Origin of the sequence: Companilactobacillus jidongensis (genome assembly GCF_003946575.1) — a bacterium.
In the GTDB taxonomy this organism is placed as follows: Bacteria; Bacillota; Bacilli; order Lactobacillales; family Lactobacillaceae; genus Companilactobacillus; species Companilactobacillus jidongensis.
The window spans coordinates 23,123-46,943 of the sequence record NZ_RHOP01000007.1; the positions used below are offsets into that span (position 1 = coordinate 23,123).

The 23,821-nt window shown below is 36.7% G+C and carries 28 protein-coding genes and 1 pseudogene; 24 read left to right on the forward strand and 5 right to left on the reverse strand.

Annotation, left to right across the window (positions count from 1 at the left end; genetic code table 11):
• Positions 1-11: 11 nt before the first annotated feature.
• Positions 12-1,241, reverse strand: a complete 1,230-nt coding sequence (locus EKM68_RS05820; protein ID WP_125588748.1) for a M20/M25/M40 family metallo-hydrolase — start codon at positions 1,239-1,241, stop codon at positions 12-14.
• Positions 1,242-1,519: 278 nt separating this feature from the next.
• Here EKM68_RS05820 and EKM68_RS05825 point away from each other — a divergent pair, with 278 nt between their 5' ends.
• Complete coding sequence (locus EKM68_RS05825) at positions 1,520-2,230, forward strand: hypothetical protein (protein ID WP_125588750.1); 711 nt, start codon at positions 1,520-1,522, stop codon at positions 2,228-2,230.
• Positions 2,231-2,275: 45 nt separating this feature from the next.
• Here the strand turns inward: EKM68_RS05825 and EKM68_RS05830 are convergent, their stop codons facing one another.
• Positions 2,276-2,458, reverse strand: a complete 183-nt coding sequence (locus EKM68_RS05830) for a hypothetical protein (protein ID WP_125588752.1) — start codon at positions 2,456-2,458, stop codon at positions 2,276-2,278.
• A gap of 158 nt (positions 2,459-2,616) precedes the next feature.
• Here EKM68_RS05830 and EKM68_RS13760 point away from each other — a divergent pair, with 158 nt between their 5' ends.
• Positions 2,617-2,745, forward strand: a complete 129-nt coding sequence (locus tag EKM68_RS13760) for a hypothetical protein (RefSeq protein WP_263853641.1) — start codon at positions 2,617-2,619, stop codon at positions 2,743-2,745.
• A gap of 58 nt (positions 2,746-2,803) precedes the next feature.
• Here the strand turns inward: EKM68_RS13760 and EKM68_RS05835 are convergent, their stop codons facing one another.
• A complete protein-coding gene (locus tag EKM68_RS05835; RefSeq protein ID WP_125588755.1) occupies positions 2,804-3,313 on the reverse strand; it encodes an aminoacyl-tRNA deacylase in 510 nt (169 codons plus the stop codon).
• A gap of 167 nt (positions 3,314-3,480) precedes the next feature.
• On the opposite strand from EKM68_RS05835, the gene EKM68_RS05840 reads away from it, so the two are divergent.
• The 8 genes from EKM68_RS05840 (at position 3,481) to EKM68_RS05875 (ending at position 9,637) form a co-directional block, all read left to right on the forward strand.
• Positions 3,481-3,660 carry a hypothetical protein gene (locus EKM68_RS05840; protein WP_125588757.1) on the forward strand — a complete coding sequence of 60 codons (180 nt, stop codon included), beginning with the start codon at positions 3,481-3,483 and terminating at the stop codon, positions 3,658-3,660.
• A gap of 114 nt (positions 3,661-3,774) precedes the next feature.
• Positions 3,775-4,182: a hypothetical protein gene (locus EKM68_RS05845; protein WP_125588759.1), complete on the forward strand. Its 408-nt coding sequence runs from the start codon at positions 3,775-3,777 to the stop codon at positions 4,180-4,182.
• Between the two features lie 71 nt (positions 4,183-4,253).
• Positions 4,254-5,171 carry a 50S ribosomal protein L11 methyltransferase gene (gene prmA / locus EKM68_RS05850; protein ID WP_125588761.1) on the forward strand — a complete coding sequence of 306 codons (918 nt, stop codon included), beginning with the start codon at positions 4,254-4,256 and terminating at the stop codon, positions 5,169-5,171.
• Positions 5,152-5,901 (forward strand): RsmE family RNA methyltransferase, encoded by a 750-nt coding sequence (locus EKM68_RS05855; protein ID WP_125588763.1) that lies wholly within the window; start codon positions 5,152-5,154, stop codon positions 5,899-5,901. The genes prmA and EKM68_RS05855 overlap by 20 nt, the downstream gene beginning before the upstream one ends.
• Positions 5,902-5,911: 10 nt before the next feature.
• Complete coding sequence (locus EKM68_RS05860) at positions 5,912-6,250, forward strand: hypothetical protein (RefSeq protein WP_125588764.1); 339 nt, start codon at positions 5,912-5,914, stop codon at positions 6,248-6,250.
• 96 nt (positions 6,251-6,346) lie between these two features.
• Positions 6,347-8,578 (forward strand): RelA/SpoT family protein, encoded by a 2,232-nt coding sequence (locus EKM68_RS05865; protein ID WP_125588766.1) that lies wholly within the window; start codon positions 6,347-6,349, stop codon positions 8,576-8,578.
• A gap of 1 nt (position 8,579) precedes the next feature.
• Positions 8,580-9,017, forward strand: a complete 438-nt coding sequence (gene dtd / locus EKM68_RS05870) for a D-aminoacyl-tRNA deacylase (RefSeq protein ID WP_125588768.1) — start codon at positions 8,580-8,582, stop codon at positions 9,015-9,017.
• A gap of 5 nt (positions 9,018-9,022) precedes the next feature.
• Positions 9,023-9,637 (forward strand): HAD-IA family hydrolase, encoded by a 615-nt coding sequence (locus EKM68_RS05875; protein WP_125588770.1) that lies wholly within the window; start codon positions 9,023-9,025, stop codon positions 9,635-9,637.
• Between the two features lie 49 nt (positions 9,638-9,686).
• Here EKM68_RS05875 and EKM68_RS05880 read toward each other — a convergent pair whose 3' ends face one another.
• Entirely contained in the window at positions 9,687-10,988 is a 1,302-nt protein-coding gene (locus tag EKM68_RS05880; RefSeq protein WP_125588772.1) for an N-acetylmuramoyl-L-alanine amidase, read from the reverse strand.
• 261 nt (positions 10,989-11,249) lie between these two features.
• Here EKM68_RS05880 and EKM68_RS13680 point away from each other — a divergent pair.
• From EKM68_RS13680 to EKM68_RS05925, 8 genes and pseudogenes are all read left to right on the forward strand, one after another.
• Positions 11,250-12,377 (forward strand): annotated as a pseudogene (locus tag EKM68_RS13680) (chloride channel protein).
• 247 nt (positions 12,378-12,624) lie between these two features.
• Complete coding sequence (gene hisS / locus EKM68_RS05895) at positions 12,625-13,896, forward strand: histidine--tRNA ligase (protein WP_125588778.1); 1,272 nt, start codon at positions 12,625-12,627, stop codon at positions 13,894-13,896.
• 6 nt (positions 13,897-13,902) lie between these two features.
• Complete coding sequence (gene aspS, locus EKM68_RS05900; protein ID WP_125588780.1) at positions 13,903-15,672, forward strand: aspartate--tRNA ligase; 1,770 nt, start codon at positions 13,903-13,905, stop codon at positions 15,670-15,672.
• A 45-nt stretch (positions 15,673-15,717) separates the two neighbouring features.
• Positions 15,718-16,032: a bacteriocin immunity protein gene (locus tag EKM68_RS05905; protein WP_125588782.1), complete on the forward strand. Its 315-nt coding sequence runs from the start codon at positions 15,718-15,720 to the stop codon at positions 16,030-16,032.
• A gap of 150 nt (positions 16,033-16,182) precedes the next feature.
• The gene (msrB, locus tag EKM68_RS05910) at positions 16,183-16,623 is read left to right on the forward strand and encodes a peptide-methionine (R)-S-oxide reductase MsrB (protein WP_125588784.1); all 441 of its coding nucleotides are present in this window, start codon (positions 16,183-16,185) and stop codon (positions 16,621-16,623) included.
• Positions 16,623-17,141: a peptide-methionine (S)-S-oxide reductase MsrA gene (gene msrA / locus EKM68_RS05915; RefSeq protein WP_125588786.1), complete on the forward strand. Its 519-nt coding sequence runs from the start codon at positions 16,623-16,625 to the stop codon at positions 17,139-17,141. The genes msrB and msrA overlap by 1 nt, the downstream gene beginning before the upstream one ends.
• Before the next feature lie 63 nt (positions 17,142-17,204).
• Complete coding sequence (locus EKM68_RS05920; RefSeq protein ID WP_125588788.1) at positions 17,205-18,083, forward strand: YitT family protein; 879 nt, start codon at positions 17,205-17,207, stop codon at positions 18,081-18,083.
• Positions 18,084-18,100: 17 nt separating this feature from the next.
• Complete coding sequence (locus EKM68_RS05925; protein ID WP_125588952.1) at positions 18,101-18,997, forward strand: deoxyribonuclease IV; 897 nt, start codon at positions 18,101-18,103, stop codon at positions 18,995-18,997.
• Between the two features lie 10 nt (positions 18,998-19,007).
• Here EKM68_RS05925 and EKM68_RS05930 read toward each other — a convergent pair whose 3' ends face one another.
• The gene (locus tag EKM68_RS05930) at positions 19,008-19,829 is read right to left on the reverse strand and encodes a pyruvate, water dikinase regulatory protein (RefSeq protein ID WP_125588790.1); all 822 of its coding nucleotides are present in this window, start codon (positions 19,827-19,829) and stop codon (positions 19,008-19,010) included.
• A gap of 122 nt (positions 19,830-19,951) precedes the next feature.
• On the opposite strand from EKM68_RS05930, the gene rpsU reads away from it, so the two are divergent.
• From rpsU to recO, 6 genes are all read left to right on the forward strand, one after another.
• The gene (gene rpsU, locus EKM68_RS05935) at positions 19,952-20,134 is read left to right on the forward strand and encodes a 30S ribosomal protein S21 (protein ID WP_025024478.1); all 183 of its coding nucleotides are present in this window, start codon (positions 19,952-19,954) and stop codon (positions 20,132-20,134) included.
• Positions 20,135-20,234: 100 nt separating this feature from the next.
• Complete coding sequence (locus EKM68_RS05940; protein ID WP_125588791.1) at positions 20,235-21,212, forward strand: PhoH family protein; 978 nt, start codon at positions 20,235-20,237, stop codon at positions 21,210-21,212.
• An 11-nt stretch (positions 21,213-21,223) separates the two neighbouring features.
• On the forward strand, positions 21,224-21,694 hold the full coding sequence (ybeY, locus tag EKM68_RS05945; RefSeq protein ID WP_125588794.1) for an rRNA maturation RNase YbeY: 471 nt from the start codon (positions 21,224-21,226) through the stop codon (positions 21,692-21,694).
• Positions 21,695-21,718: 24 nt separating this feature from the next.
• Positions 21,719-22,120: a cytidine deaminase gene (locus EKM68_RS05950; RefSeq protein ID WP_125588796.1), complete on the forward strand. Its 402-nt coding sequence runs from the start codon at positions 21,719-21,721 to the stop codon at positions 22,118-22,120.
• Between the two features lie 2 nt (positions 22,121-22,122).
• On the forward strand, positions 22,123-23,034 hold the full coding sequence (gene era / locus EKM68_RS05955) for a GTPase Era (RefSeq protein ID WP_125588798.1): 912 nt from the start codon (positions 22,123-22,125) through the stop codon (positions 23,032-23,034).
• Positions 23,035-23,796: a DNA repair protein RecO gene (gene recO, locus EKM68_RS05960; protein WP_125588800.1), complete on the forward strand. Its 762-nt coding sequence runs from the start codon at positions 23,035-23,037 to the stop codon at positions 23,794-23,796.
• Positions 23,797-23,821 lie beyond the last annotated feature (25 nt).

Genomic DNA, 23,821 nt, shown 5'->3' on the forward strand with positions numbered 1-23,821 from the left:
TCTTTATGGCTCTATGCAAAAAACTTTTGAGCAATCAATTTGTAAATATCAATAAATTTCAAGTAGTCATCTTCAAAGACAAATTCATTGATTTGATGTGCAGATTCATTACCAGGACCAGCAACGATCACTTCCAGATTTTTATTTGCTTCAACGAATTGAGAAGCATCAGTACCACCAGGGGCACCGACGGCAACTGCATCTTGTGTCCAAACTTCTTTGAATGCTTCACGTGCCATTTGTAGGAAGTCAGAGTTTAAATCAGTCTTAACAGGCCAGTTACTGCTCTCAATATTTAATTCAAGATTCATTCTTGGATCAGCTTCGTTCATGTTTTGGACCAGTTCACCAAGTTCAGCGATGATTTTGTCATTGTTGTATTCAGGAATTGTTCTGATTTTAACTGTCATTTCAGCATAATCAGGGATGGTATTTTCTTGGTCACCAGATTTGAAGACAGTCACAGATGGTTTAGTTTTACCAAGAACATCATCGTCTGCATCAGTCAATTTGGTGAAGTATTCATTTTGTTTATTATAATAGGTAACTAAATTATCAAGTGCATTGATTCCGACCTCTGGCATTGAGCTATGAGCGGCTTTACCATGAGAAATAACTTGATAGGTGACTGAACCCTTGTGGGCACAAAAAATTGAGTGACGTCCGTATTCTGAAGGATTAGGCTGTGTAATCCGGATCAAGCCGCTGGCAGCTAGTTTGTCAGTTACTAATTTTGAAGTAGAATTACTTGGCTCTCCAACTATGAGCGCTTTTAAGTCATTTGCGTAACCGGCGTCTGATAATTGCTTGGCACCAAATTCACCAATTTCTTCACCAACAGTAGCGATAAACTTTATATTTCCCTTGAAGGAATCATCTTCGTTTAATTCGATTAAGGCGATGGCCATACCAGCCAATCCACCTTTCATATCAGATGTACCACGTCCAAAAATTTTTCCGTCGATATGCTTTGGCTTGAACGATGAATCATAATTCCATTTGCTTTCGTCAACTGGTGCAACGACATCCTCATGTCCGGTGAATCCCAATACAGGACCGTCACCTTTTTTAACAGTGGCAATTAGGTTATAACGTCCCTCATCATATTTAACTAGTTCTGTTTCAATGCCATGTTTGTCAAAGAGTGCCTTCAAATAATCGGCAACAAGTTTCTCATTACCGTTAACAGTTCTCATTTTGATTAAATCATCTAAGATTTCTAATCTTTCAGATTTTTCCATATCTAGTCCTCCGATAACTTTTTATGTATAATACAAGATAGTTCAACAGTTCTATTTTAGTATTTTTCGCGACAAATTAGTAATAAAAGAGGATTAAATATTGAATTTATTGATGAGAATTGACAGATATTTAGGAATATTTCTGTTAGTGGTTGCTATATTAGGATTTATCTTCAGCTGGTTCACGACAAATTATTTGTGGTCAGCAGCTGGGGCGGGTATATTATTAATTATCATTTCGTTTACTTCAGACAAAAAAGATCCTAAGGAGAGAACTCATGGACGACAATAAGAATATTACTTTTGAAGATTATTTAATGACCAATTCGGTGCACTTTGCCAACAGTTACGGTACTTTGATTGAATGGATCGAAAAGATTCAAGTAGCAGTTCAAACAGAATTGAATTTGATCAGTGATTTTGAAGATCGAGCTGAATTATCGTCATATCAATCAATTTCAGATGATTGCACACAGATCATCTACGACTTAAGTTATGAGCTAGCAAGATTCAATAGTAATGTGACAAAGAAGAGTATCAGTGCCATTGCTTTGGAACAGACAATCCTTTTCCAATCAGATAATGATGAAGATGGCGTTAAGGAAGAATTCGATTCATATAAGAAGGCACATGTGAATGCTTATGACTCATTCTTAGACTTGATTGAAATTTTGGATAAGTTAGCTGATCGCTATCCATGGGTAACTTACGGTGATCCTGAGAGTAGTTATAAGTTTGATCTGATGGATGCCTTCTTAATGGTTGGTCAATTTTACTTTATGGGAATGAGTGACTATACTGAAAAAGATTCAGAATTATATATTGCTATGATTCGTCCAATGATTGAACAATTAAATATGTCAGATGAAGTTGATGGTGATATGTTTAATTTTGAAACTGCTTATATCAGAGATGCTGAAGATTCAATTACAGAAGGTATTAATCGTTTGGCTGCAGATCAAGCTGGTTTGCCTTACATTCAAGAATAAAATTAAAAAGCTGCCAATCATTGTGATTGACAGCTTTTGTGTTTGTTAGTTTACTTTTTTGCGACCCTCAGGTGTATATTGATTTGCTTTGTGTCTGCGATATAGATAGTAAATACCACCAACTATAGCAGCAACAATGATAAGTGGAATAGCAACGTGAATGATCAAGAAGCCAGCAACCACAACGATCAGAATCCATTTTAAGATATTTAAAAATGTATCGGCCAATTAAATTCTCCTTTTTTAATTTGTGTCTATATAATCTTACTTATATTAACGGTTGTCAAGAATTATGAAAAAAAGGTTGACTATTGGATAACATCCTAGTATAGTAACACCTATCGCTACCTCTTAGATATACGGAACACAAAGGAGGCGTGAATAATATGAAATATAGAATCCTATTAGATTTAGATAATCAATTATTCACAGCAGTTGACGTTAATAATAGTAATCACTTTGGCAATGGTACAACCATTGAAAAAGCTATCGCAAACCTTAAACAAGCTGCTTAATTATAGAATAGAAAAGGACTGAAGCGTCTCGGCTTCGGTCCTTTTTTTTGTGTTTCTATTATATTTCTGGTTCGTCGACAGCAAATTTTCCGAATGTAGCATTAACCGCCTGCGCAAGGTCATGTGGTTCAACTAAAATCGATTGACCGATCTTACCGGCAGAAACAATAATTTTATCAGCTTCGTCGGCTTCGGTGTCAAAGAAGATAGGGTAGTTATGTAAAGAGTGAATCCCGACGGGGCTGTTTGCTCCATGTTCGAAGCCGCTAGTTTTAACTAAATCTTTTAATGGGACCATACCAATTTTTTTGTTGCCAGACAATTTGGCTAACAACTTGTAGCTGATATGTTTGTCTAGTGGGACCATACCAACTAATGGACCAGTTTTGTTCCCCGTTAGGACCAATGTCTTGTATATCTTATAACCATCTTTTTCACTGCCGTCGTTGACGAGTTCTTGAGTATCGCCTTCAGCTTGAGTAGGGAAGGTCATTGGCTCATATGAGACCTTCTCCTTATCTAATATTTTTTCGACTAATGTTTTTTGAATCTTTTTCTTTTTTCCCATATATATCACCTTAATTGCAAATTCTTACTTCTACTATCATAACAAACTAAGATAAATTTTAAAGTATGCCGAACTGTCAATTAATTATGTTTTTTAAAAATTTTTAAGTTAAAATAATAAATACTTGTTATATAATAGTTACCGATGTAATAGAAGGAGCGATGATCATGAGTTTTTTTAGACGCAAGCAAACTAATGACCCAGCTAATAATGATTTCAGTAAGATATCTCAAGAAATCAAAAATAGCCCAGAAAAATTATCAGAAGCACAAAGATTGTTTAAGAATAATGAGTCTTTAAGACAACCAGCGACTGATATAAAAAAATCTGAATCAAAAAAGAATTAGAATGCCGAGATTTTGGCATTCTTTTTTTACGCACTAATGATTAGTTTTAAATTATGCTTTGCATAACTAATAATTTATGGTATATTATAAAAAAATAAATATTGAGGTGAAGGAATGATGAAATTCATTAGTGCAGAGAGAACTCACGTATTGGAAACAAATGTATTTGTAGAAAGGTTTTTAACTTATCGAGATGTATTCGTTGAGTATTTCAAAACGATGAATCTAATTGAAAGAGGTGAAGCTCTGACATATGAAAATTATTCCCGTTTAGCTGACAATTATGTTTACAATATTAAAAATTTTATTAAACTGGGAAATTCTTATATTTCAAAATACGGTTTGGAAGATTCAAAAATGTACGATAGTTTGAACAATTACTTTGTTGCTTTGATCGACGCACTTAACTACTTAGACTACGAAAACAACGTAGTAAATAAACTACAAGTTGCCAAGGCCAGATCAGTGATTCGTGATCGCGAAGTGGACTTCATGAATGAAGTTCACTCATATATTAGATAAAGACGCGAGAAACGTCTTTTTTTTATGGCCAATTTCTAGTAATCTTAGAGATATTGAGACGGAGGCAAATTATGATTTGGAAAAAAATTAGTGTGTTGTTCCCAGGCACAATAAATGAGGAAATTATTTCAGATACGTTTATGAAGATTGGTGCACAAGGTACTGAAATAGTTAATGATGACAATAATGCGGTGAAAACGAGAATTAATTCATATTTTGACGAAAAAAATTATCAACCAGAATTGATTAATGAATTACAGACAGAAATAAATAAGTTACCAAAGTTTGGTTTTAATATTGATGGAGTTGAAATCGAAGAGAGTTCGGTTGACGAAAGTTCATGGGAAAATGAATGGAAACAATACTATCACCCCGTTCATATCAGTCATTATTTGACGGTTGTTCCTAACTGGGTCGACTATGTGCCTGAAAATATGGACGAACACATTATTGTTATGGACCCTGGTAAGTCATTTGGTACCGGAACACATCCTACAACATTCTCATGTATGCAGGCATTGGAAATGATTTTAGGCAACGCTGAATCATTATATGATGTTGGAACTGGATCTGGCATTTTGTCAATTCAAGCTCGTCGATTAGGAGTTAATAATATTAAGGCGTTTGACTTGGCACCTGAGGCCGTTGAAGCTGCTAAAGAAAATATCAAGTTGAATCCTGGATGCGAAGATATTGAAGTTTATGAGAATTCATTATTGGATGGGGTAAATGGCAAAGCCGATGTGATTGTTGCCAATATTTTAGCAGACGTATTGGAACAATTTATACCTGATATCGAATCTCATTTAAATAGTAAGGGATTTGTCATTTTATCTGGTATTATTAATGAAAAGGAAAAGCTAATCACTGATTTAATGAAAGAACAAGGATTCTCGGCAATCGAAGTTCTTCATTTACAAGGTTGGTCAACTATAATCTGTAAGAGAACAAAGGATATCGAGGAACAAAATGGAGCAATACTTCGTTAATCAAACAATAGAACGAGATTCATTCAGAATCTCTGACAAGGAATTATATAAGCATCTAGCTACTGTTTTACGACATAAGTCTGGCGATGTTATTTATTTAGTTGATGATAAAAATGAATTGTACCAGGCAACTATTGATCAAGTGGATACTGAGAATAAGTTTGTTCAATTCAACGTCAAAAAGAGCAGCAAACCTACAACTGAATTACCGATCGATGTAACAATTGCCTGTTCGTTATCAAAGAAGGATAAGGTTGAATGGATCACTCAAAAGGCGACGGAATTAGGTGCTAAAAAAATCATCTTTTTTAATTCCCAATATTCGATCATGAACTGGAAGGCTAATGTCGTTGAAAAAAAGATAGTTCGATTACAAGAAATTGCTAAGAATGCCGCACAACAGTCTAAGCGCCGTATGATTCCAAAAGTCAGCTATCTCAAAGATATCAGTGAATTGGACGACTCAACCGATGATCTGAAACTTATTGCTTATGAGGAATCTGCTAAAGATGGTGAGACTAGTATCTTAGCTCAATCATTGGCATCACAACCAAAATCGGCAATTTGTATTTTTGGACCAGAAGGTGGATTATCTTCTGAAGAAGTGACAGACCTACAAAACAATGAGTTTGTTTCGATTGGATTAGGACCACGAATAATGCGTGCTGAAACTGCTCCAATGTACTTCTTATCAGTGCTATCATATAACTATGAACTTAATGCAAAATGAGGAATGAAAATTGAAGAATCTTTGGAACAAAGTTGAGAAATCTAAATCAGCTTACATTGCACTTATATCTATTATTTTAGTTTTTATTATGCCGATATTATTTAATTTATTTCACTTGGGCAGAACAAATAGAATCATCTGGTTATTCTTTGTGATCAATATTTTATTTGCGGGCTTTATCGGTTGGTTTACAAGGAAGTATCATTTGTCATTCTTTAACATGGTTATTTTCCCAGTAATATTTGTCATCAGTGTTTTTGTGAAATATGGTAAATACGGCTATTTCTTATCTGGAATTTATCTAGTTTTGAGTATTTTAATATATTTCCTTTTTGATAATGAAAATTAATTGTTTTTTGGAACCAAAGAAAGCATAATAATACGTAAAGAAAAGCACTCGCTTCGAACAGAGTGCTTTTTATTGTAATCGAAGGGGTGAACGGAAATGAAAAAGAATGAAGATTATACTCCTGATCAAGTTCTCGATATTTGTCGTGAATATATGAACGATGAGCATGTCGAATTTGTAAATAAAGCCTATAACTTTGCCGCATACGTTCATAAGGAACAAAAGAGAGCCACTGGTGAACCTTATATTATTCACCCTACTCAAGTTGCACAAATTTTGGCTTCATTACATATGGACCCTTACACCGTAGCTGCGGGATATTTGCACGATGTCGTTGAGGATACCAATGTTACTCTCGGCGATGTTGAGGAGTTATTCGGTAATCAAGTGTCAACTATTGTTGATGGTGTAACGAAGATCAGTAAGTACAAGTATCACTCACACCAAGAACTATTGGCTGAGAATCATCGTAAGATGCTTTTGGCGACAGCTAAGGACTTACGTGTCATCATGGTCAAGCTCGCTGACAGGTTGCATAATATGCGTACCCTAAAGGCATTGAGACCTGACAAGCAAAGACGCATCGCCAATGAAACTTTGGAGATCTACGCTCCATTAGCAGATAGATTAGGTATCAGTAAGATCAAATGGGAGCTTGAAGATCTATCACTTCATTACATTAATCCTCAACAGTATTATCGTATCGTTCATTTGATGAACAGCAAACGTGATCAACGTGAGGCCTATATTGCTGAAGCAATTGATTATATCAAAACAAGCGTTGATGCACTGGGCATCAAGTACGATATTTATGGTCGTCCAAAGCACATTTATTCTATTTATAAGAAGATGCGTGACAAGCATAAGCAATTCTCTGAATTGTATGATCTGTTGGCAATCCGGATTGTTGTTGATTCTGTTAAAGACTGTTATGCAGTCCTAGGTTCGATTCACTCCAAGTGGAAGCCAATTCCAGGACGTTTCAAAGATTATATTGCGGTTCCTAAAGCTAATGGTTATCAATCACTACATACAACTATCATTGGACCTGGCGGACAACCACTAGAAGTCCAGATTCGTACATTTGAAATGCACGAGATTGCTGAATACGGTGTTGCGGCTCACTGGGCATACAAGGAAGGTAACTTTGAAGGTGTTCAACTGGATGAGAATGAGCAGAAGATCGATGTTTTCCGTGAAATTCTAGAATTGCAGGAGAACTCTGATAATGCTGCCGACTTCATGAAGTCTGTCAAAGGTGAGATTTTTAATGACAGAGTCTATATTTTCACACCACAAGGTGAAGTACGAGAATTACCAAAAGGTTCAATTCCACTGGATTTTGCTTATCAAGTTCATACCGAGGTTGGTAGTCACTCCGTTGGTGCCAAGGTCAATGGCAGAATGGTACCTTTGAACTATCAATTGAAGAATGGCGACATTGTTGAGATGTTGACGAATGAGAGCTCAACACCAAGTCGTGATTGGATTCAAATGGTTTACACTTCACGTGCCCGTAATAAGATCAAACGTTACTTCAGAATCAAGGATCGTCAGGAAAATATCCAAATTGGTCATGAATTGCTTGAGACCGAGTTAAAGAACCGTTCACTTTCAACGAAGAAATATCTTGATAAGAAGCATGTTGAACTTGCAACTAATATTTTTAACTTCACTGACTCAGAAGAGTTATATAATGCAGTCGGATATGGCGAATTGTCGCCAATTAATGTTATCCATAAGTTGATCAGTGAAGATCCTGAGAATAAGAAAAAAGCTGAGAAAAAAGAACTCGAAGAGAATGTTATTACTGAAACGCACGAAAATGCGCCTAAGCCAATTCCTGAGAGTACTAAGCTTAAAAAAGAGCAGGCTAATGCTAATACCAGTATTTCTGTTCAAGGAATCGACAATTTATTAATTCGCTTGGCTAAATGCTGCAACCCAATTCCTGGGGATGACATTGTCGGGTATATCACTAAGGGACGGGGACTAACAATTCACCGTGCTGATTGTCCTAATGTCCAAAGCGATGAAGCTAAGAAGCGTTTTATTGAAGTTAGTTGGAATAATGTTACTCGTGAAAAACGTTATACAGCCGAACTTGATATTTATGCTTTCAACAGAAACGGTTTGCTGAATGAATTGCTACAGGTTATCAATTCAAATACCAATTCTTTGATCAACGTTAACGGACGTTTGGACAAGGAAAAGATGGCAGTTATTCACGTCAGTGTTGGTGTTAATAATAAAGAACACTTAGATCAGATTATTTCTAAATTAAAGAATGTGCCAGATGTATACGAAATTAAAAGGACGGTTGAATAGGATGAAAGTAGTTATCCAACGCGTCTCAGAAGCAAAGGTTAGTGTCGATAACAAAATCCTTGGTCAAATCGATCAAGGATTTTGTTTGTTGGTGGCATTTGCGGATGAAGACAATGATGAAACACTAGAATATATGGCACACAAAATTGCTAATATGAGAGTTTTTTCTGATACGGATGATAAAATGAATTTGTCGATCAAGGATATTGATGGAGCAATTTTGTCTATTTCACAATTTACTCTTTATGCGGATACTAAGAAGGGGAATCGCCCTAGCTTCACTGGAGCAGGAGATTTCAAGACCTCTAGTGCGAAGTATGATCAATTCAATGACAAGTTAAGGGACTACGATATAAATGTTGCTACGGGTGAATTTGGTGCTGATATGCAAGTATCATTAACTAATGACGGACCTGTGACGATAATAATGGAGCGATAATTATCATGACAAGTATTGTTTGGGATTTTGACGGTACATTGGCCAATAGCTATCCAGGGATTGTTATGGCTACGCAAAAATCTCTAAAGGAAAATTTTGATATTAATATTTCAAAAGATTCAATTTATAAGGAAGCCCTGAAGACTTCTGTCCGAAAGCTAGCTGGTGATTTATTAGACGGTGATGATGACAAGGTCAAAACCTTTTATAAGTCATATAAGCTACATGAAAAAACATTTCACGATCAAATAAAATTGATGCCACATACCAAAATTGCTTTGGAATATTGCAAGGTTCAAGGATATCAACAATTTATCGTGACGCATCGTGATACTTCGATTTTTGCAGTTGCTGAGCGATTAGGTATTGCAGATTACTTCACGGAAATGGTTAGTGCTGAAGATGGGCATGTTCGCAAACCTGACTCAGAGATGCTGGATTATTTGATTGAAAAATATACTCTTGATCCTAAGGATACTTGGGTAGTTGGTGATCGTAAAATCGATATTGATTTTGGTGATTCAGTTCATGCTAAAACAATTTTGTTGAGTGATCAAAAAGTTGACTTTAAGGTTGATCATCAAATTAAATCTCTACGAGAAATAAATACTGTACTTTAGAATTCAAGACAAATAAATAGACTGAGACGTTTTTCGTCTCAGTCTATTTTTATTTGAAGTATTCTTTTAAACCATTTGTTACAGCCTGTGCAACTTGTGATTTGTATGAATCAGACTTGATGTAGCCGTAATCTGAGGTCGAATTGATGTATCCTAATTCAATCAAGATTGAAGGCTGACTGTTGTAGTGTAAGACATACAAGTCTTTTTGTTGTGTACCACGATTATTGATGGCTAAATTCTTCAATTGATCGTTGATATCTGTAGCTAGATTACTATCTTTGTTCTTGCCATAATAGTAAGTCGTTACTCCTGTACCAGCATCTTGTTCACCAGTTGAATCAAAGTGTAAACTGATGAATGCATCGGCCTCGATTTTACTCGATAGACGAGCTCGTTCGCCCAATGTCTTGGTATCATCACCAGAACGAGTTAGAACAACTCTGGCACCAGTCTTTTCAAGATCGGCTTTGATTGCTTTAGCATAGGCTAAAGTGAAGTTTTTTTCGTAGGTCTTTTTCTTGGATTCTGCACCAACATCATTGCCACCATGTCCGGGATCAATGACGATAGTTGCTTCTGAAATATTAGTTGCGGCTGACTTAATAGCACTCTTAGTTCCAGAAATTGTTACGACCCAGCTAGCAACATAGCCAACAGAACCATCACTATCTCTTACTTTGTACCACTTGCCACTCTTGCTTAAGTAGTCAAATTTTTTACCGACATTAACGGTCTTAATAGCACGACTACCACTGTTAGGATCAATTCGTAATTTAGTATTTGACTGCGTGACCGTAACGGTCTTAATATCACTGTCTCTAGAGCTTGAAGTATCGCTAGAACCTGAAGTCTCATCAGTTCCTTGGATGAATTGACTCTTGACCCAACCAGCGGTTCCTTTGTAGAGAATCTGTGACCATTCTTGCTCTTGATACATGACGGTAACTTTTTGAGATTGTTCGATCGTGCCAAGAACATTACTGTTAGCATCGTCGTTTTTAAAAACTGTGGTATTAGGTACTTTGACGATACCAACTTTATTTGTGGCAGAACTTACTTCAGTATTATCTATTAACCAACTTGCTACCCAACCAATTTTGTCTCCGGAAAGGCGAACTTGATACCATTTATTTTTTTCAGCCAAAATAGCTAATTTGTCGCCTTTTTTTACTTGACCCATATTGGAATAGGAAAGTCCCGGACCAACACGCACGTTGACCGAATCAGACTCGACAACAATTGCATTTGCGTTCGCCAAAGCTACAGTCGACCAACTTGATAAGGCAATTAAAAAAACAATGGCAACAAATAGTTTATTTTTAATTAAAAAAGTTATTATCTTTTTCATTTAAAGGATTCCTTTGTTGTCGCTATAATGATTATCATATATGTATATCTTACTGAAAAAACATGAAACTTAAAAGGTAGAAAGTGAAAAATTCACAGAAAATTGACATTTTTAAGTAATAATATTAGTTAATATGATAATTATCATTAGAATTTAGAAATAATGGGGTTTATTTTGAAAAAATTTAGTGTGATATTTCTCTTATATAGTATTTTACTAGGATTCCTGGTTGGAATCACGGCAGGTGCTTATTTAATTTTAGTGAACTTTTTAATTAATTTAATTTGGAAAACTGTACCAAATGTATTTAATATTTCGACGATTTATTATCCGCTGATAATTTGTGGTCTGGGCGGGATTCTTATTGGTCTTCTACAACGTAAGAATGGTAATTATCCTCGGACGATGGTTGAAGTTCTTGGTGAATATAAGCAGACTGGCAAAATCAAATATACTAATGAAATCAGAAAGAACTTCTTTCATGCAATTCCAGTATTAGCGTTAGGAGCAAGTGTAGGTCCCGAAGCAGCATTATCTGGTATCCTCGGAGGATTGGTAAACTGGGTCGGTGATCGCATGCGATTAACACTGGAACGACGTGAAGAATTGATAAACATGGGGATCGGTGCAATTTTGTCGACTGTATTCTATGCTCCATTTGCAGGTATAGGTAAGGCGTTTGACGAACCAACACGTGATTTTAGAATAAAAAGTAGAAAAATATTTGTGTATTCAGTTACAGTATTGTCTGGTGTGATATGATTTTATCTGATTAATAAAGTCTTACCACATGAAAGTAGTTTTGGAATTCATTTTCGAAGAAATATTAATTGGACTTGGCAAGGATTTGCCTTAATACCGGTCGCATTAATTATCGGAGTCGTATTTGGAATGCTTTTCAATAACCTAGGTAAGTGGAGTCATAAACTGACTAAAAATAATAAAAAAACAGTTATCTGGGCCATTTTAGGCGGTTTGATCATTGGAACTGCTGGAATTGTTTCTCCGTACTTTATGTTTTCAGGTGAAGCACAGTTACTTGGCTTTTCAAGAGTTGCTGTCTCACAGTCAGCAATGCTTTTGATTTTTATTGCTGTGGGCAAAGCTTTTATAACTAATTTTTGTTTTTCTTTAGGATGGCGTGGTGGATTGATTTTTCCAGCGATATTTTCTAGTGCTGCCGCTGGTTTTGCCTTAGCAACTATTTTGCCGTTTACACCAGCTATTATTGTGTCAGTGACTATTGCATCAAGCCTGACCTATATTATGAGACAGCCTGGAGTTGTAGCAGGGCTACTATTATTTTTGTTACCAATAGAAGTATTTCCGATTATTATAATTGTTTGTTATTTGACAAATTATTTGCTGAAATCACTTTCAAAACGCTAATGCTACTTGACAATTGACGCTGTTTTGATTAATTTATAACTATATTCGAATCAAATTAAAATTGCTCTACAGAGAACCTGGATGCTGAGATCAGGTAAGTAATTCATTTGAGTGACGTTTTATCAATCGTCTGGCAGGCGTTAACTGTAGCAAACTATTAGGTGGTACCGTGCAAATGCACCCTTTGTCTTATTTAGGCAGGGGTGTATTTTTTTATATGTATGATTCACCGCAAAAGGAGGATTTTATGCGCTATCAAAAACCAAAGGGTACAGCGGATATTTTACCTGGAGAATCAGAAAAGTGGCAATATGTAGAATCAGTTGCCCAAAACGTTTTTAGTCGCTATCGTTTTTCAGAGATCAGAACACCGATTTTTGAATCTTATGAAGTCTTTGAACGTTCATCAGGTGACACATCAGATATTGTTTCAAAAGAAATGTATGATTTTAAAGACAAGGGTGACAGACACATTGCTCTTCGTCCAGAAGGTACAGCTGGAGTTGTTCGTGCATACGTTGAGAACAAGTTGTACGGACCTGAATACCAGCGTCCATACAAAGTATGGTACAAGGGACCAATGTTCAGATATGAACGTCCACAATCTGGTCGTCAACGTCAATTCCATCAAATCGGTCTTGAAGCATTCGGTTCAGATTCACCAGAACTAGATGTAGAGATTATTTCAGTTGGTTTGAATTTCTTGAATGAATTAGGGGTTCATAACTTGAAGGTTGCCATTAATACTTTGGGTGATCCCGAGTCACGTGAGAATTACCACAAGGCTTTGGTTGATTATTTCACACCTTTCAAAGATCAACTTAGTGATGATTCAAAAGTCCGCCTTGAAAAGAATCCATTAAGAATTCTTGATAGCAAAGACGAAAACGATAAGAAATTCGTTGCTGATGCACCTTCAATTCTGGATTATTTGAATGATGCGTCGAAAGAACGTTTTGAATATCTTAAGTCACTATTAGATGATTTAGACATCAATTATGTAGTTGATCCAACTATGGTTCGTGGTCTCGATTATTATAATCACACGATTTTTGAGTTCATGGTAACCGATCCAGCTTTTAACAACAAAGAAATTACTGTGCTAGCTGGTGGTCGTTACAATGGATTGGTTGAAGAACTTGGTGGTAAGTCTGAACCAGGGATAGGTTTTGGTTTAGGTATGGAGCGTTTAATGCTATTGCTAAAGGATGAAGATATTCATGTTGAGAATAACTTGGATGTTTATCTAGTTACTATAGGTGATTCCGCTGAACGTGCTTCAGTTAAGATCTTGTCAAATCTTCGTCGTGCAGGTTTCTCAGCTGACAAGGATTATCTACAAAGAAAAACAAAAGCTCAATTTAAGACGGCAGATCGTTTGAACGCTAAGTACACTGTAACTATTGGTGATGCTGAGTTAGAGAATGATACCGCTAATGTTAAGAATATGGCTACTGGCGAACAGGTCAGTGTGTCACTTGAAAATCTAGCAGAAGAATTGAAAAAGATAGAGGGATAAGCAAATATGCAAGAAAGAACAAATTATTGTGGCAGCATTACTGAAGAGTATGTTGGTAAAAAGGTTTCTTTAGATGGATGGGTTCAAAAACGTCGTGACCTTGGTGGATTGATCTTCGTTGACCTTAGAGATTACAAAGGTTTCGTACAATTAGTATTCAATACTGATCACAAAGAAGCATTAGAAACAGCTGAATCATTGCGTTCAGAATATGTTATCAATGTTATTGGTACAGTTAGATTACGTGACGAAAGTGCTATTAACGAAAACATTCCAACTGGTAAAGTTGAAGTTGTCGTTGAAACAGTTGAGTTACTAAATAAATCGATCACACCACCTTTTGAAATCGTTGACGATGTTGATGCTTCAGAAGAAACAAAATTAAAGTATCGTTATCTGGATTTACGCAGACCTGAGATGCAAAGTGCTATCCGTACACGTGCTCAAATCAAACATTCAGTACACGAATACTTATACGACAATGGTTTCATCGATATTGAAACACCTAACTTAACTCCTTCAACTCCAGAGGGTGCCCGTGATTATCTTGTTCCTTCACGTGTGTATCCTGGACATTTCTTCGCTTTGCCACAATCACCACAATTATTTAAGCAACTATTGATGGTCGGTGGATTTGACCGTTACTATCAATTGGCACATTGTTTCCGTGATGAAGATCTTCGTGGAGATCGTCAACCAGAATTTACTCAAATTGATTTAGAGATGAGTTTTATGTCCGCTGAAGAAATTCAAACAGTGACTGAAGGACTTATTGCTCGTGTTATGAAGGACGAAAAGGGCATTGATGTTAAATTGCCATTCCCAAGAATTGATTGGGATGACGCTATGGCTCGCTATGGTTCAGATAAACCAGATATTCGTTTTGGCATGGAATTACAAGATTTGAACGATGTCTTCAAAGATACAGAATTCAAGGTCTTCAAGGGAACAATTGACAATGGTGGCCAAGTTAAGGCAATCGTTGTTAAGAATAATGCTGACAAGTATTCAAGAAAGAATATTGAAGAATATCAAGAATACATCAAGCGTTTTGGCGCTAAGGGTCTTGCATGGCTCAAATTTAACGATGACAAGATCACTGGACCAGTTGCTAAGTTTATTACTGAACAACATGATGCTTTGGTTGAACGTCTTGGACTTGAAAACAACGACTTAGTATTATTCGTTGCTGACAAGAAGAAGGTCGTTGCTGATGCCTTAGGATACTTGCGTGTTGATATTGCTAAGAACTTAAACTTATTCAATCCTAATGAATTTGCTTTTACATGGGTTGTTAACTGGCCATTATTTGAATATGATGAAGGTATTCAACGCTGGACAGCTGCTCATCACCCATTCACAATGCCTAATGAAGAAGACGTTCACTACTTGGACGAAGATCCACACAAGGCATATGCTCAAAGTTACGATATCGTTCTTAACGGTTACGAGCTTGGTGGTGGATCAATTCGTATCCATGATTACAAGATTCAGGAAAAGATGCTCAAAGCTTTGGACTTCACTAAAGAAAAAGCCTACGAACAATTTGGCTTCCTATTGGATGCCTTGCAATATGGTTGTCCACCACATGGCGGTTTGGCTATTGGTTTGGATAGATTTGCCATGCTATTGGCTGGTAAAGATAATATCCGTGACGTGATTGCATTCCCTAAGAATTCAAATGCAACAGAGCCAATGACACATGCACCAAGACCAGTTGCTGACAATCAATTAGTTGACCTTGGTATTGAAGTTTCAAAGTCAAATAAAGAATAATAAATAAACTCCCACAATTAAATTACTTAAAGGGGATAATCGAATATGAAAAAATCAGTTGATGAACAGGTTTTTGAAATTGTAGATGAAATGTATAATTCTTTATCAAAGAATGCTGATACTGATCCAGAAATTATGAAAGTTTTGCTGACAGCCGGCACTTATCTAAGCAAAAAGAAAAGTGCATCACAAATTATCGCTTCTAAAACAGTTAACGGAATTCTGTTAGCCAATGCATCTAATAAATCAAAACTTGATCCGGCTAATTGGAATCGCTTGAAGAAATTGATGATGTTGACACAAACTGAAGGATTTCAGGGTTCTCCGATGGGACCAACTGATCCTAGATCACAATTTTAAATTAACAATAAATTAAAGACGCTACAGAAAATAGAATTCTGTAGCGTCTTTTTTTACTAATTTAATTTTAATTTTCATGAGCCATTTGCTAGATATGGTATATAAGTTGCGTATACTTATAGACATACGCTATGACTGGGAGTGATTTAATTGGAGAAGGAATACAAGAAAAATCTTGAGAGTCTAACTGATGAACAATTAGATGTGACTCAAAATCGTGGAACAGAAATGCCATTCACTGGTAAATATGATGATTTTTATAAGAAGGGTATTTATGTTGATATCGCCAGTGGTGAACCTTTGTTTTCGTCGGCACATAAGTTCGACGCAGGTTGTGGTTGGCCATCATTTAGTCAGCCTATCACACAGCTTAAAGAAAGTACGGATCTTAGAACTGGTCATGAACGTACCGAAGTAACCAGCGAGGATGCTGGTTCTCATCTTGGCCATGTTTTCAATGATGGTCCCAAAGAAATGGGCGGATTGAGATATTGTATCAATTCAGCTGCATTGAAGTTCATTCCATATGAAGAGATGGATCAAAAAGGTTATTCAGATTATAAAAAATACGTTGAAGCGGGAGATAAATAATGAACGAAAAGAAAGCTGTTTTTGCTGGAGGATGTTTCTGGTGCATGGTCAAACCATTCGACGAACAACCGGGAATTATCAAAGTAGTATCAGGCTTTACAGGCGGTCATGTCCCTAATCCGACGTACGAACAGGTCTGCACTGGAACAACCGGTCATACCGAAGCAGTGGAGATCACCTATGATTCTGACAAGGTTTCATATAGACAACTTGTAGAGATTTATTGGCAAGTTACCGATCCAACTGATGCTGGAGGTCAGTTTCAAGATCGTGGAGATAACTATCGCCCAGTGATTTATTATGCAGACAAATCCGAAAAAAATGATGCAGAAGAGTCCAAGAAAGCCCTAGCTGATGCGAAAAAATTCGAAGATCCCATTGTTACAGAAATTCTTCCAGTTCAACCATTTTATCCAGCAGATGATTATCATCAAGAATTTTATAAGAAAAATCCTGCTCGATATGAATTAGAAGAAAGCGGTGGCAGATCAGATTTCATCGAAAAACATTGGAATTAAGCTGTATTAATATCGATTTGTGCTAATATAATTAGGGTAAATTCGTTATTAGGAGTAATTTAAATGGATGAAATAGATAAGCTGATTGAAAGACATCAGAACTTATCCAAAATATCAGTTGCGTTCCTATATTCAATAGCAGTATCGATCGCGGTTAATATGTTTTGGACACCAGGAGGTATTTATGGTTCAGGTGTAACTGGTGCCGCTCAGTTGATCTCAACTATAAGTGAGCGCTGGTTTCCATTTCATGTTTCAACTGCGTTGATGTACTTTGCGTTTAACGCACCACTGTTTGTTTTGGCTTGGAAGAAGATCGACCATAATTTTACGGTGTTCACAATTATTGCCGTAGCCTTTGCATCACTAATGATGCATTTCTTTCCAACGGCTAAGATAACGGCTGATCCATTAGTTTGTGCCATTTTTGGTGCGGTTGCTAATGGTTTTGGTACAGGTATGGCATTGCGTAATGGAATTTCAACTGGTGGAATAGATATTGTTGGTATTATTTTACGAAAAAAAACTGGTAAGAGTGTCGGAACGATTAATATTATGTTTAATCTGTTCATTATTGCCTGTGCGGGATTCTTGTTCGGCTGGGTACACGCTTTATACAGTGCTATAAGTATTTTTATAAACGGTCAAGTTATCGATATGATCTATAACAAGGATCAGAAGCTTCAAGTTATGATTGTTACATCGAAGCCGAAGTATGTCATCAAAGAAATTCAAAGTGAGATGCGGCGTGGTATTACGATTGTTCATGATGCTGAAGGTGCCTTCAAACATGAAGAAAAAACTATCTTATTCACAGTTATTTCACGTGCTGAATTGAATGACCTAGAGACGGCTATGACATTATCAGATCCGCATGCGTTTGTTAGTGTTACTGATACTGTTAAGATATTAGGTAGGTTCTATCAGAAACATATCTATTAGAAGAGAGGGTTATTTTGATGATAATCGGATCGCATGTCGCAATGAAAGCACCAAATATGTTAGCTGGTTCAGCTAAAGAGGCACACAGTTATGGTGCCAATGCTATGATGATTTTTACAGGTGCACCGCAGAACACTCGTCGCAAGAACGTTTCAGAGATGAATATTCCTGAAGGCAAGCGTCTGCTTGAGTTATACGGTATCGACCATATTATTGGTCATGCACCATATATTGTAAATCTTGGAAATACTGTTAAACCTGAGAAGTTGCCTTTTGGTATCTCATTTATGCATGATGAATTTGAACGTGCAGATGCTTTAGGCATTGAAGCTATTAGTTTTCACCCGGGTGCGCACTTGAATCAAGGACCTGAAAAAGCACTTCTACAAATTGCTCAATCATTGGATAAGGCAATTTTGCCTGACCAAAAAGTCAGTGTCGCAATCGAAACTATGGCTGGTAAAGGTACAGAAGTTGGTATCAACTTTGAACAACTGGCATATATTTTTGATCATTGTCAAAATAATGATAAGTTATCTGTAACTATGGATACTTGTCATATGAGTGACGCTGGTTATGATGTTAAAAATGACTTCGATGGTGTATTGAATGAATTTGATCATATTGTTGGCCTTGATAGATTGTCAGTGATTCATCTGAATGATTCAAAGAATGAACGAGGATCACACAAAGATCGTCACGACGATATTGGTTTTGGTACGATTGGCTTCGACACATTGAATTATGTTGCACACCATCCACAATTAGAGGATATCCCTAAAATTATGGAAACTCCTTATGTGAAGCGTGATGAGAATGACAAAAAGGGTGTTGCACCTTTTAAGGCTGAAATTGATATGCTGCGTGAGCAAAAATTTGATCCAGAAATGAAGAATAAATTAATAAAAGGATAATCCGTGAGGATTATCCTTTTTGGTAACCATTAATTTGTAGTTTTTCCATTATCAATGCTGCTGTCTCTTCAATTGAACGATCAGCTGTATTGATGACTGGACAGCCAAGTTTGGCATATAATTCATTGGAGTAATCTAGTTCTTTTTGAATTTCGCCTTCTTCAGAATAGGTTGTGTCAGGGTCAAGTCCATAAGCAATCATTCTCTGACGACGAATCTTTAGTAGAACATTCATGTCGTTTGTTAATCCCACAATTTTGGATTTATCTACATGCCACAGTTCATCAGGAATTGTAGCCGTAGGGACGATAGGGAGGTTTGCTACTTTGATGTTACGATTGGCAAGGTAGAGTGATAAAGGTGTCTTAGAAGTTCTAGAAATACCCAATAGGACTAGGTCAGCCTCAAGTAATCCCTTAGGGTTCTGACCGTCATCATTTGAAACTGTGAATTCCATGGCCGAGATCATGTCGAAATATTCATCGTCCAAGTTATGAATGATACCTTTTTTACGTAGTGGTTCTTGATGAACCATCTGAGAAAAGGTTCCAATAATAGGATTGAGGATATCATAGTAGGTTAACCCGTTATCTTGGCAAAATCCATTGATGATATTACAGAGTTCTTTTGATACAATTGTGTGCAAAACAATTGCCTTTTTCTGTTTGGCAAGTTCCAGTATCTCAGTTAAGTGCTTATCATTTTTTACAAATGGATATTTTGTGTAGACAGTTTCTATATTTGGAAACTGTGCAAATGCGGCGTTGGCAACACGTACAGCAGTCTCTCCGGCAGAATCTGATAAAGCAAAAACATCTATTTTTTGAGTCATAATAATTCCTCCTAAAAAAAATATCGAAAAATGTTTGAACATTGAACTCTTTTTGTTATAATAACATATGAGCTGTGAAAGAAATAGAGCAGTTACGTATAAAGCGGAAGGAGGGATATCATATGTCAAAAACTGTCGTTCATGAAAATGAGTCGCTCGATGATGCTCTTCGTCGTTTTAAACGTTCTGTTTCAAAAAGTGGTACACTTCAAGAATATAGAAAACGCGAGTTTTACGAAAAGCCTAGTGTTAAGAAAAAGTTAAAATCAGAGGCCGCTCGTAAGCGCAACAAGAAACGTCGTTAATAAGATTAAGGTTAAAACATTTTATGTTTTAACCTTTTTTTTACGAAAAATTTACATTCGTGTGCTATCATTCAAGTAATAATAGGAGGATGTGTGTTTATTGGCAGAAAACAAAGAGCAATTTAAAAAGAGCATTCATATTAAGAATCCGCAAGATGCAGTTAGTCTTTTTGGTGTTAATGATAGCAATCTGAAGCTGATCGAAGAAGGGATGAACGTCAAGGTTCATGCTTTCGGAGAAGAACTTGATATTACTGGTGATGAAGATAACGTCAACAAAGCCTACGCATTGGTCGTTAAATTGGTCAAACTGATTGAGAGCGGCATTGGACTAGGCTCAGCAGACATTGTCAGCGGTATGAAGATGGTTGAACGTGGAACATTAGATTACTTTGAAGATTTGTACAGGACTGAACTGATCAGGGATTTTAGTGGTAAACCTGTTCGAGTTAGAAACTTTGGTCAAAGACAGTATATCAACGCCATAAATCACAACGATATTACATTTGGTATCGGACCTGCTGGTACTGGTAAGACATATTTAGCTGTTGTTATGGCAGTTGCGGCCTTGAAGAAGGGAACTGTTAAACGGATTGTTTTGACAAGACCCGCAGTTGAAGCTGGTGAAAGTCTGGGATTCTTGCCAGGTGACTTAAAAGAAAAGGTTGATCCATATCTACGTCCCATCTATGACGCATTGTATGCCATTATAGGCGCTGATCACACAGGACGTCTAATTGAACGTGGTGTAATTGAAATTGCCCCACTAGCTTATATGAGAGGCCGTACGTTGGACGAATCGTTTGTTATTCTTGATGAGGCGCAAAATACGACTAGAGAACAAATGAAGATGTTCTTAACTCGTTTGGGATTTGATTCAAATATGATCGTAAACGGTGATATTTCTCAAATTGACTTACCTCGTAATGCACGAAGTGGTCTGGTTCAAGCACAAAAGATCTTAAAGAATTTGCCACACATTCAATTCGTTGATTTCACATCGGCGGATGTTGTAAGACATCCAGTTGTTGCGGAGATTATTGACGCATATGATGATTCTGACAAAATTGAAAAGTAATGGGGACTAACATGGATTTAGAAATATATAATGATGATAATTTAATTGACCAAGCACGTGAGGATTGGGTCAATGACATTGTGAGCTTTACCTTTAATAATTTGGAGTTAAAAGACAACACTCAATTGTCGATCCACTTTGTTACAAAAGATAAAATTCATGAGATCAACAAAGAATATCGTGATACTGATAGAGCAACTGATGTTATCAGTTTTGCAATCAATGATGGTGAAGATTCATTGGATTACTTAGAAGAACAAATTCCAGATTTGCCACTTGATTTGGGTGACTTGTTCATCAGTGTTGAAATCGTTGACGAGCACGCCAAGGATTATGAGCACTCATTTGATCGCGAATTAGGCTATACTATCGTTCATGGAATTTTGCATCTTAATGGCTATGATCACATCAAGCCAGAGGATGAAAAAGTCATGATTGGTTTGCAAGAAAAAATTCTCAGCGCTTATGGTTTAAAAAAATAGTATTTTAAATAGGAGACTGGGCTAGTGGAAATTAATGAACAAAAATTATTTGATATAGCATTTAAGGCGATGGATCACGCATATGCACCGTATTCCAACTATAAAGTTGGTGCAGCTATTTTATGTGATGATGGCAATGTTTATGATGGCGGCAATATTGAGAATGCCTCTTATGGATTAACTAATTGTGCCGAAAGAACGGCTATCTTCAAGGCTGTATCTGAAGGTGCTAAGGAAATCAAAGCCATTGCAATCGTCAACGGAACTTCAGAAATGTCTAAACCTTGTGGTGCTTGCCGTCAGGTTATGAGTGAATTTATGAAAGCCGATGCACCAGTGTTCTTGGCTAACAACACTAATCAATATAAAGAGTTTACGTTCAAAGAAATTTTGCCACTGGCATTCAGTGATAAGGATATGGATTAATTATGGATAACAAAAACTTTCGTTCAGGATTCGTTGCAATTGTAGGACGTCCCAATGTTGGTAAATCAACATTTATGAATCGCATCATCAAAGAGCAAATTGCGATTACTTCACCAAAGGCTCAAACAACTAGAAACAAGATCCAAGGTATTTATACTGATGATGAACGCCAAATCATTTTCTTAGATACACCTGGTATTCACAAGCCACACAATGGTTTGGATCAATATATGGATAAGGCAGCTATCTCAGCTCTTAGAGAAGTTGACGCTGTATTATTCATGACAGAAGCTGGACAAAGCGCTGGTCCTGGTGACAAATTTATCATTGATGAATTGAAGAATGTCAAAGCTCCAGTATTCTTGATTCTTAACAAGATCGACTTGATCAATCCGGATGAAATGGCACCACAGATTAGTGAATACTCTGAATTAATGGACTTCGCTGAAGTTGTTCCAATCAGTGCGACTGATGGTAATAACGTTGATGAAATGATCGATGCCTTGACTAAGGCTTTGCCAAATGGACCTCAATATTATGATGACGATCAAATTACCGATCATCCTGAATACTTCATTGTTGGGGAGTTGATTCGTGAAAAAATTCTTGAAGATACACGTGATGAGATTCCTCATTCAATTGCGGTCATTGTTGAATCAATGAATCAACGTACTGCGGCTGGCAAGTTACAAGTTGAAGCAAGTATCTATGTTGAACGTGATAGCCAGAAGCCTATTGTTATTGGTAAAGGCGGAAGCATGTTGAAGAATATTGGTATTGGTTCACGAATTAAGATCGAACATTTACTTGGTGAAAAAATCAATTTGAAGCTTTGGGTCAGAGTTAAAAAGAACTGGCGTGATGATCCATTGTTCTTAACTCAAGCTGGTTATTCGGTTAAGGATATTAAATAGTTGGCACACACTGAAGCAACGAACTTCTTTGGAATAGTTGTTAGACGGCAACGGTACAAGGAACGTGATGCCTTAGTAACCATCTTGACTAAGGAGTATGGATTCAAGACCTTCTTGGTACGAGGAACTCAGGGTTCTAAGTCCAAGATATCGGGATCAGTTATTACTTTTTCTTATGGTGATTATACTGGCGTAGTTAAGGATGAAGGCTTGTCCTATCTTAATTCTGCTAGTAATATCAAACAATTCGATGAGATCATCAAGGATATTGAATTGAATGCTTACGCAACATTTTTGTTTGATTTATTCCACAATGCATTTATTGATGATCCGTTGCCGGATGATTGGTATCGTAGCCTATTTAAGGCTTTGTTGTACATTGAAAATGGATTTGATGCGCAAGTGGTTGTTGATATCATGCAGATGCATTTGTTACAAGCCTTCGGTGTTGCCCCCAATATGGATTCTTGTGTGGTCGGTGGTGAAACAGAAGGTAGATTTGATTTTTCAGTCGTCCTTGGCGGAATAATCTGTTCTAAGCATTTTGACGCAGATATTCACCGATTACATATTTCTGAGCGAATAGTTTATTTCTTACGGTTGTTTTCCAAAGTCAATCTTGATCAAATTGGCAAGATTGAAATAAAGGAAAATAATAAAGATATGATTCAACACGCTATTGACGCAATCTATGAGGGATCGGTCGGTTATTATCCTAAGAGTAAGAAGTTTATAGATGACATGAAGACATGGCATCTTTAGCCTAACCTATACGATTGACAATGAT

Bases quoted from the DNA above. Each gene is read 5' to 3' on its own strand.
- msrA (WP_125588786.1), top strand. From the start codon at position 16,623: ATGAACGAAAAGAAAGCTGTTTTTGCTGGAGGATGTTTCTGGTGCATG.
- EKM68_RS13760 (WP_263853641.1), top strand. From the start codon at position 2,617: ATGAAATATAGAATCCTATTAGATTTAGATAATCAATTATTCACAGCA.
- EKM68_RS05825 (WP_125588750.1), top strand. From the start codon at position 1,520: ATGGACGACAATAAGAATATTACTTTTGAAGATTATTTAATGACCAAT.
- ybeY (WP_125588794.1), top strand. From the start codon at position 21,224: ATGGATTTAGAAATATATAATGATGATAATTTAATTGACCAAGCACGT.
- EKM68_RS05925 (WP_125588952.1), top strand. From the start codon at position 18,101: ATGATAATCGGATCGCATGTCGCAATGAAAGCACCAAATATGTTAGCT.
- EKM68_RS05880 (WP_125588772.1), bottom strand. From the start codon at position 10,988: ATGAAAAAGATAATAACTTTTTTAATTAAAAATAAACTATTTGTTGCC.
- EKM68_RS05820 (WP_125588748.1), bottom strand. From the start codon at position 1,241: ATGGAAAAATCTGAAAGATTAGAAATCTTAGATGATTTAATCAAAATG.
- aspS (WP_125588780.1), top strand. From the start codon at position 13,903: ATGCAAGAAAGAACAAATTATTGTGGCAGCATTACTGAAGAGTATGTT.
- EKM68_RS05845 (WP_125588759.1), top strand. From the start codon at position 3,775: ATGATGAAATTCATTAGTGCAGAGAGAACTCACGTATTGGAAACAAAT.
- EKM68_RS05905 (WP_125588782.1), top strand. From the start codon at position 15,718: ATGAAAAAATCAGTTGATGAACAGGTTTTTGAAATTGTAGATGAAATG.
- EKM68_RS05835 (WP_125588755.1), bottom strand. From the start codon at position 3,313: ATGGGAAAAAAGAAAAAGATTCAAAAAACATTAGTCGAAAAAATATTA.
- EKM68_RS05930 (WP_125588790.1), bottom strand. From the start codon at position 19,829: ATGACTCAAAAAATAGATGTTTTTGCTTTATCAGATTCTGCCGGAGAG.
- hisS (WP_125588778.1), top strand. From the start codon at position 12,625: ATGCGCTATCAAAAACCAAAGGGTACAGCGGATATTTTACCTGGAGAA.
- EKM68_RS05920 (WP_125588788.1), top strand. From the start codon at position 17,205: ATGGATGAAATAGATAAGCTGATTGAAAGACATCAGAACTTATCCAAA.
- prmA (WP_125588761.1), top strand. From the start codon at position 4,254: ATGATTTGGAAAAAAATTAGTGTGTTGTTCCCAGGCACAATAAATGAG.
- EKM68_RS05855 (WP_125588763.1), top strand. From the start codon at position 5,152: ATGGAGCAATACTTCGTTAATCAAACAATAGAACGAGATTCATTCAGA.
- era (WP_125588798.1), top strand. From the start codon at position 22,123: ATGGATAACAAAAACTTTCGTTCAGGATTCGTTGCAATTGTAGGACGT.
- EKM68_RS05875 (WP_125588770.1), top strand. From the start codon at position 9,023: ATGACAAGTATTGTTTGGGATTTTGACGGTACATTGGCCAATAGCTAT.
- EKM68_RS05840 (WP_125588757.1), top strand. From the start codon at position 3,481: ATGAGTTTTTTTAGACGCAAGCAAACTAATGACCCAGCTAATAATGAT.
- EKM68_RS05865 (WP_125588766.1), top strand. From the start codon at position 6,347: ATGAAAAAGAATGAAGATTATACTCCTGATCAAGTTCTCGATATTTGT.
- dtd (WP_125588768.1), top strand. From the start codon at position 8,580: ATGAAAGTAGTTATCCAACGCGTCTCAGAAGCAAAGGTTAGTGTCGAT.
- rpsU (WP_025024478.1), top strand. From the start codon at position 19,952: ATGTCAAAAACTGTCGTTCATGAAAATGAGTCGCTCGATGATGCTCTT.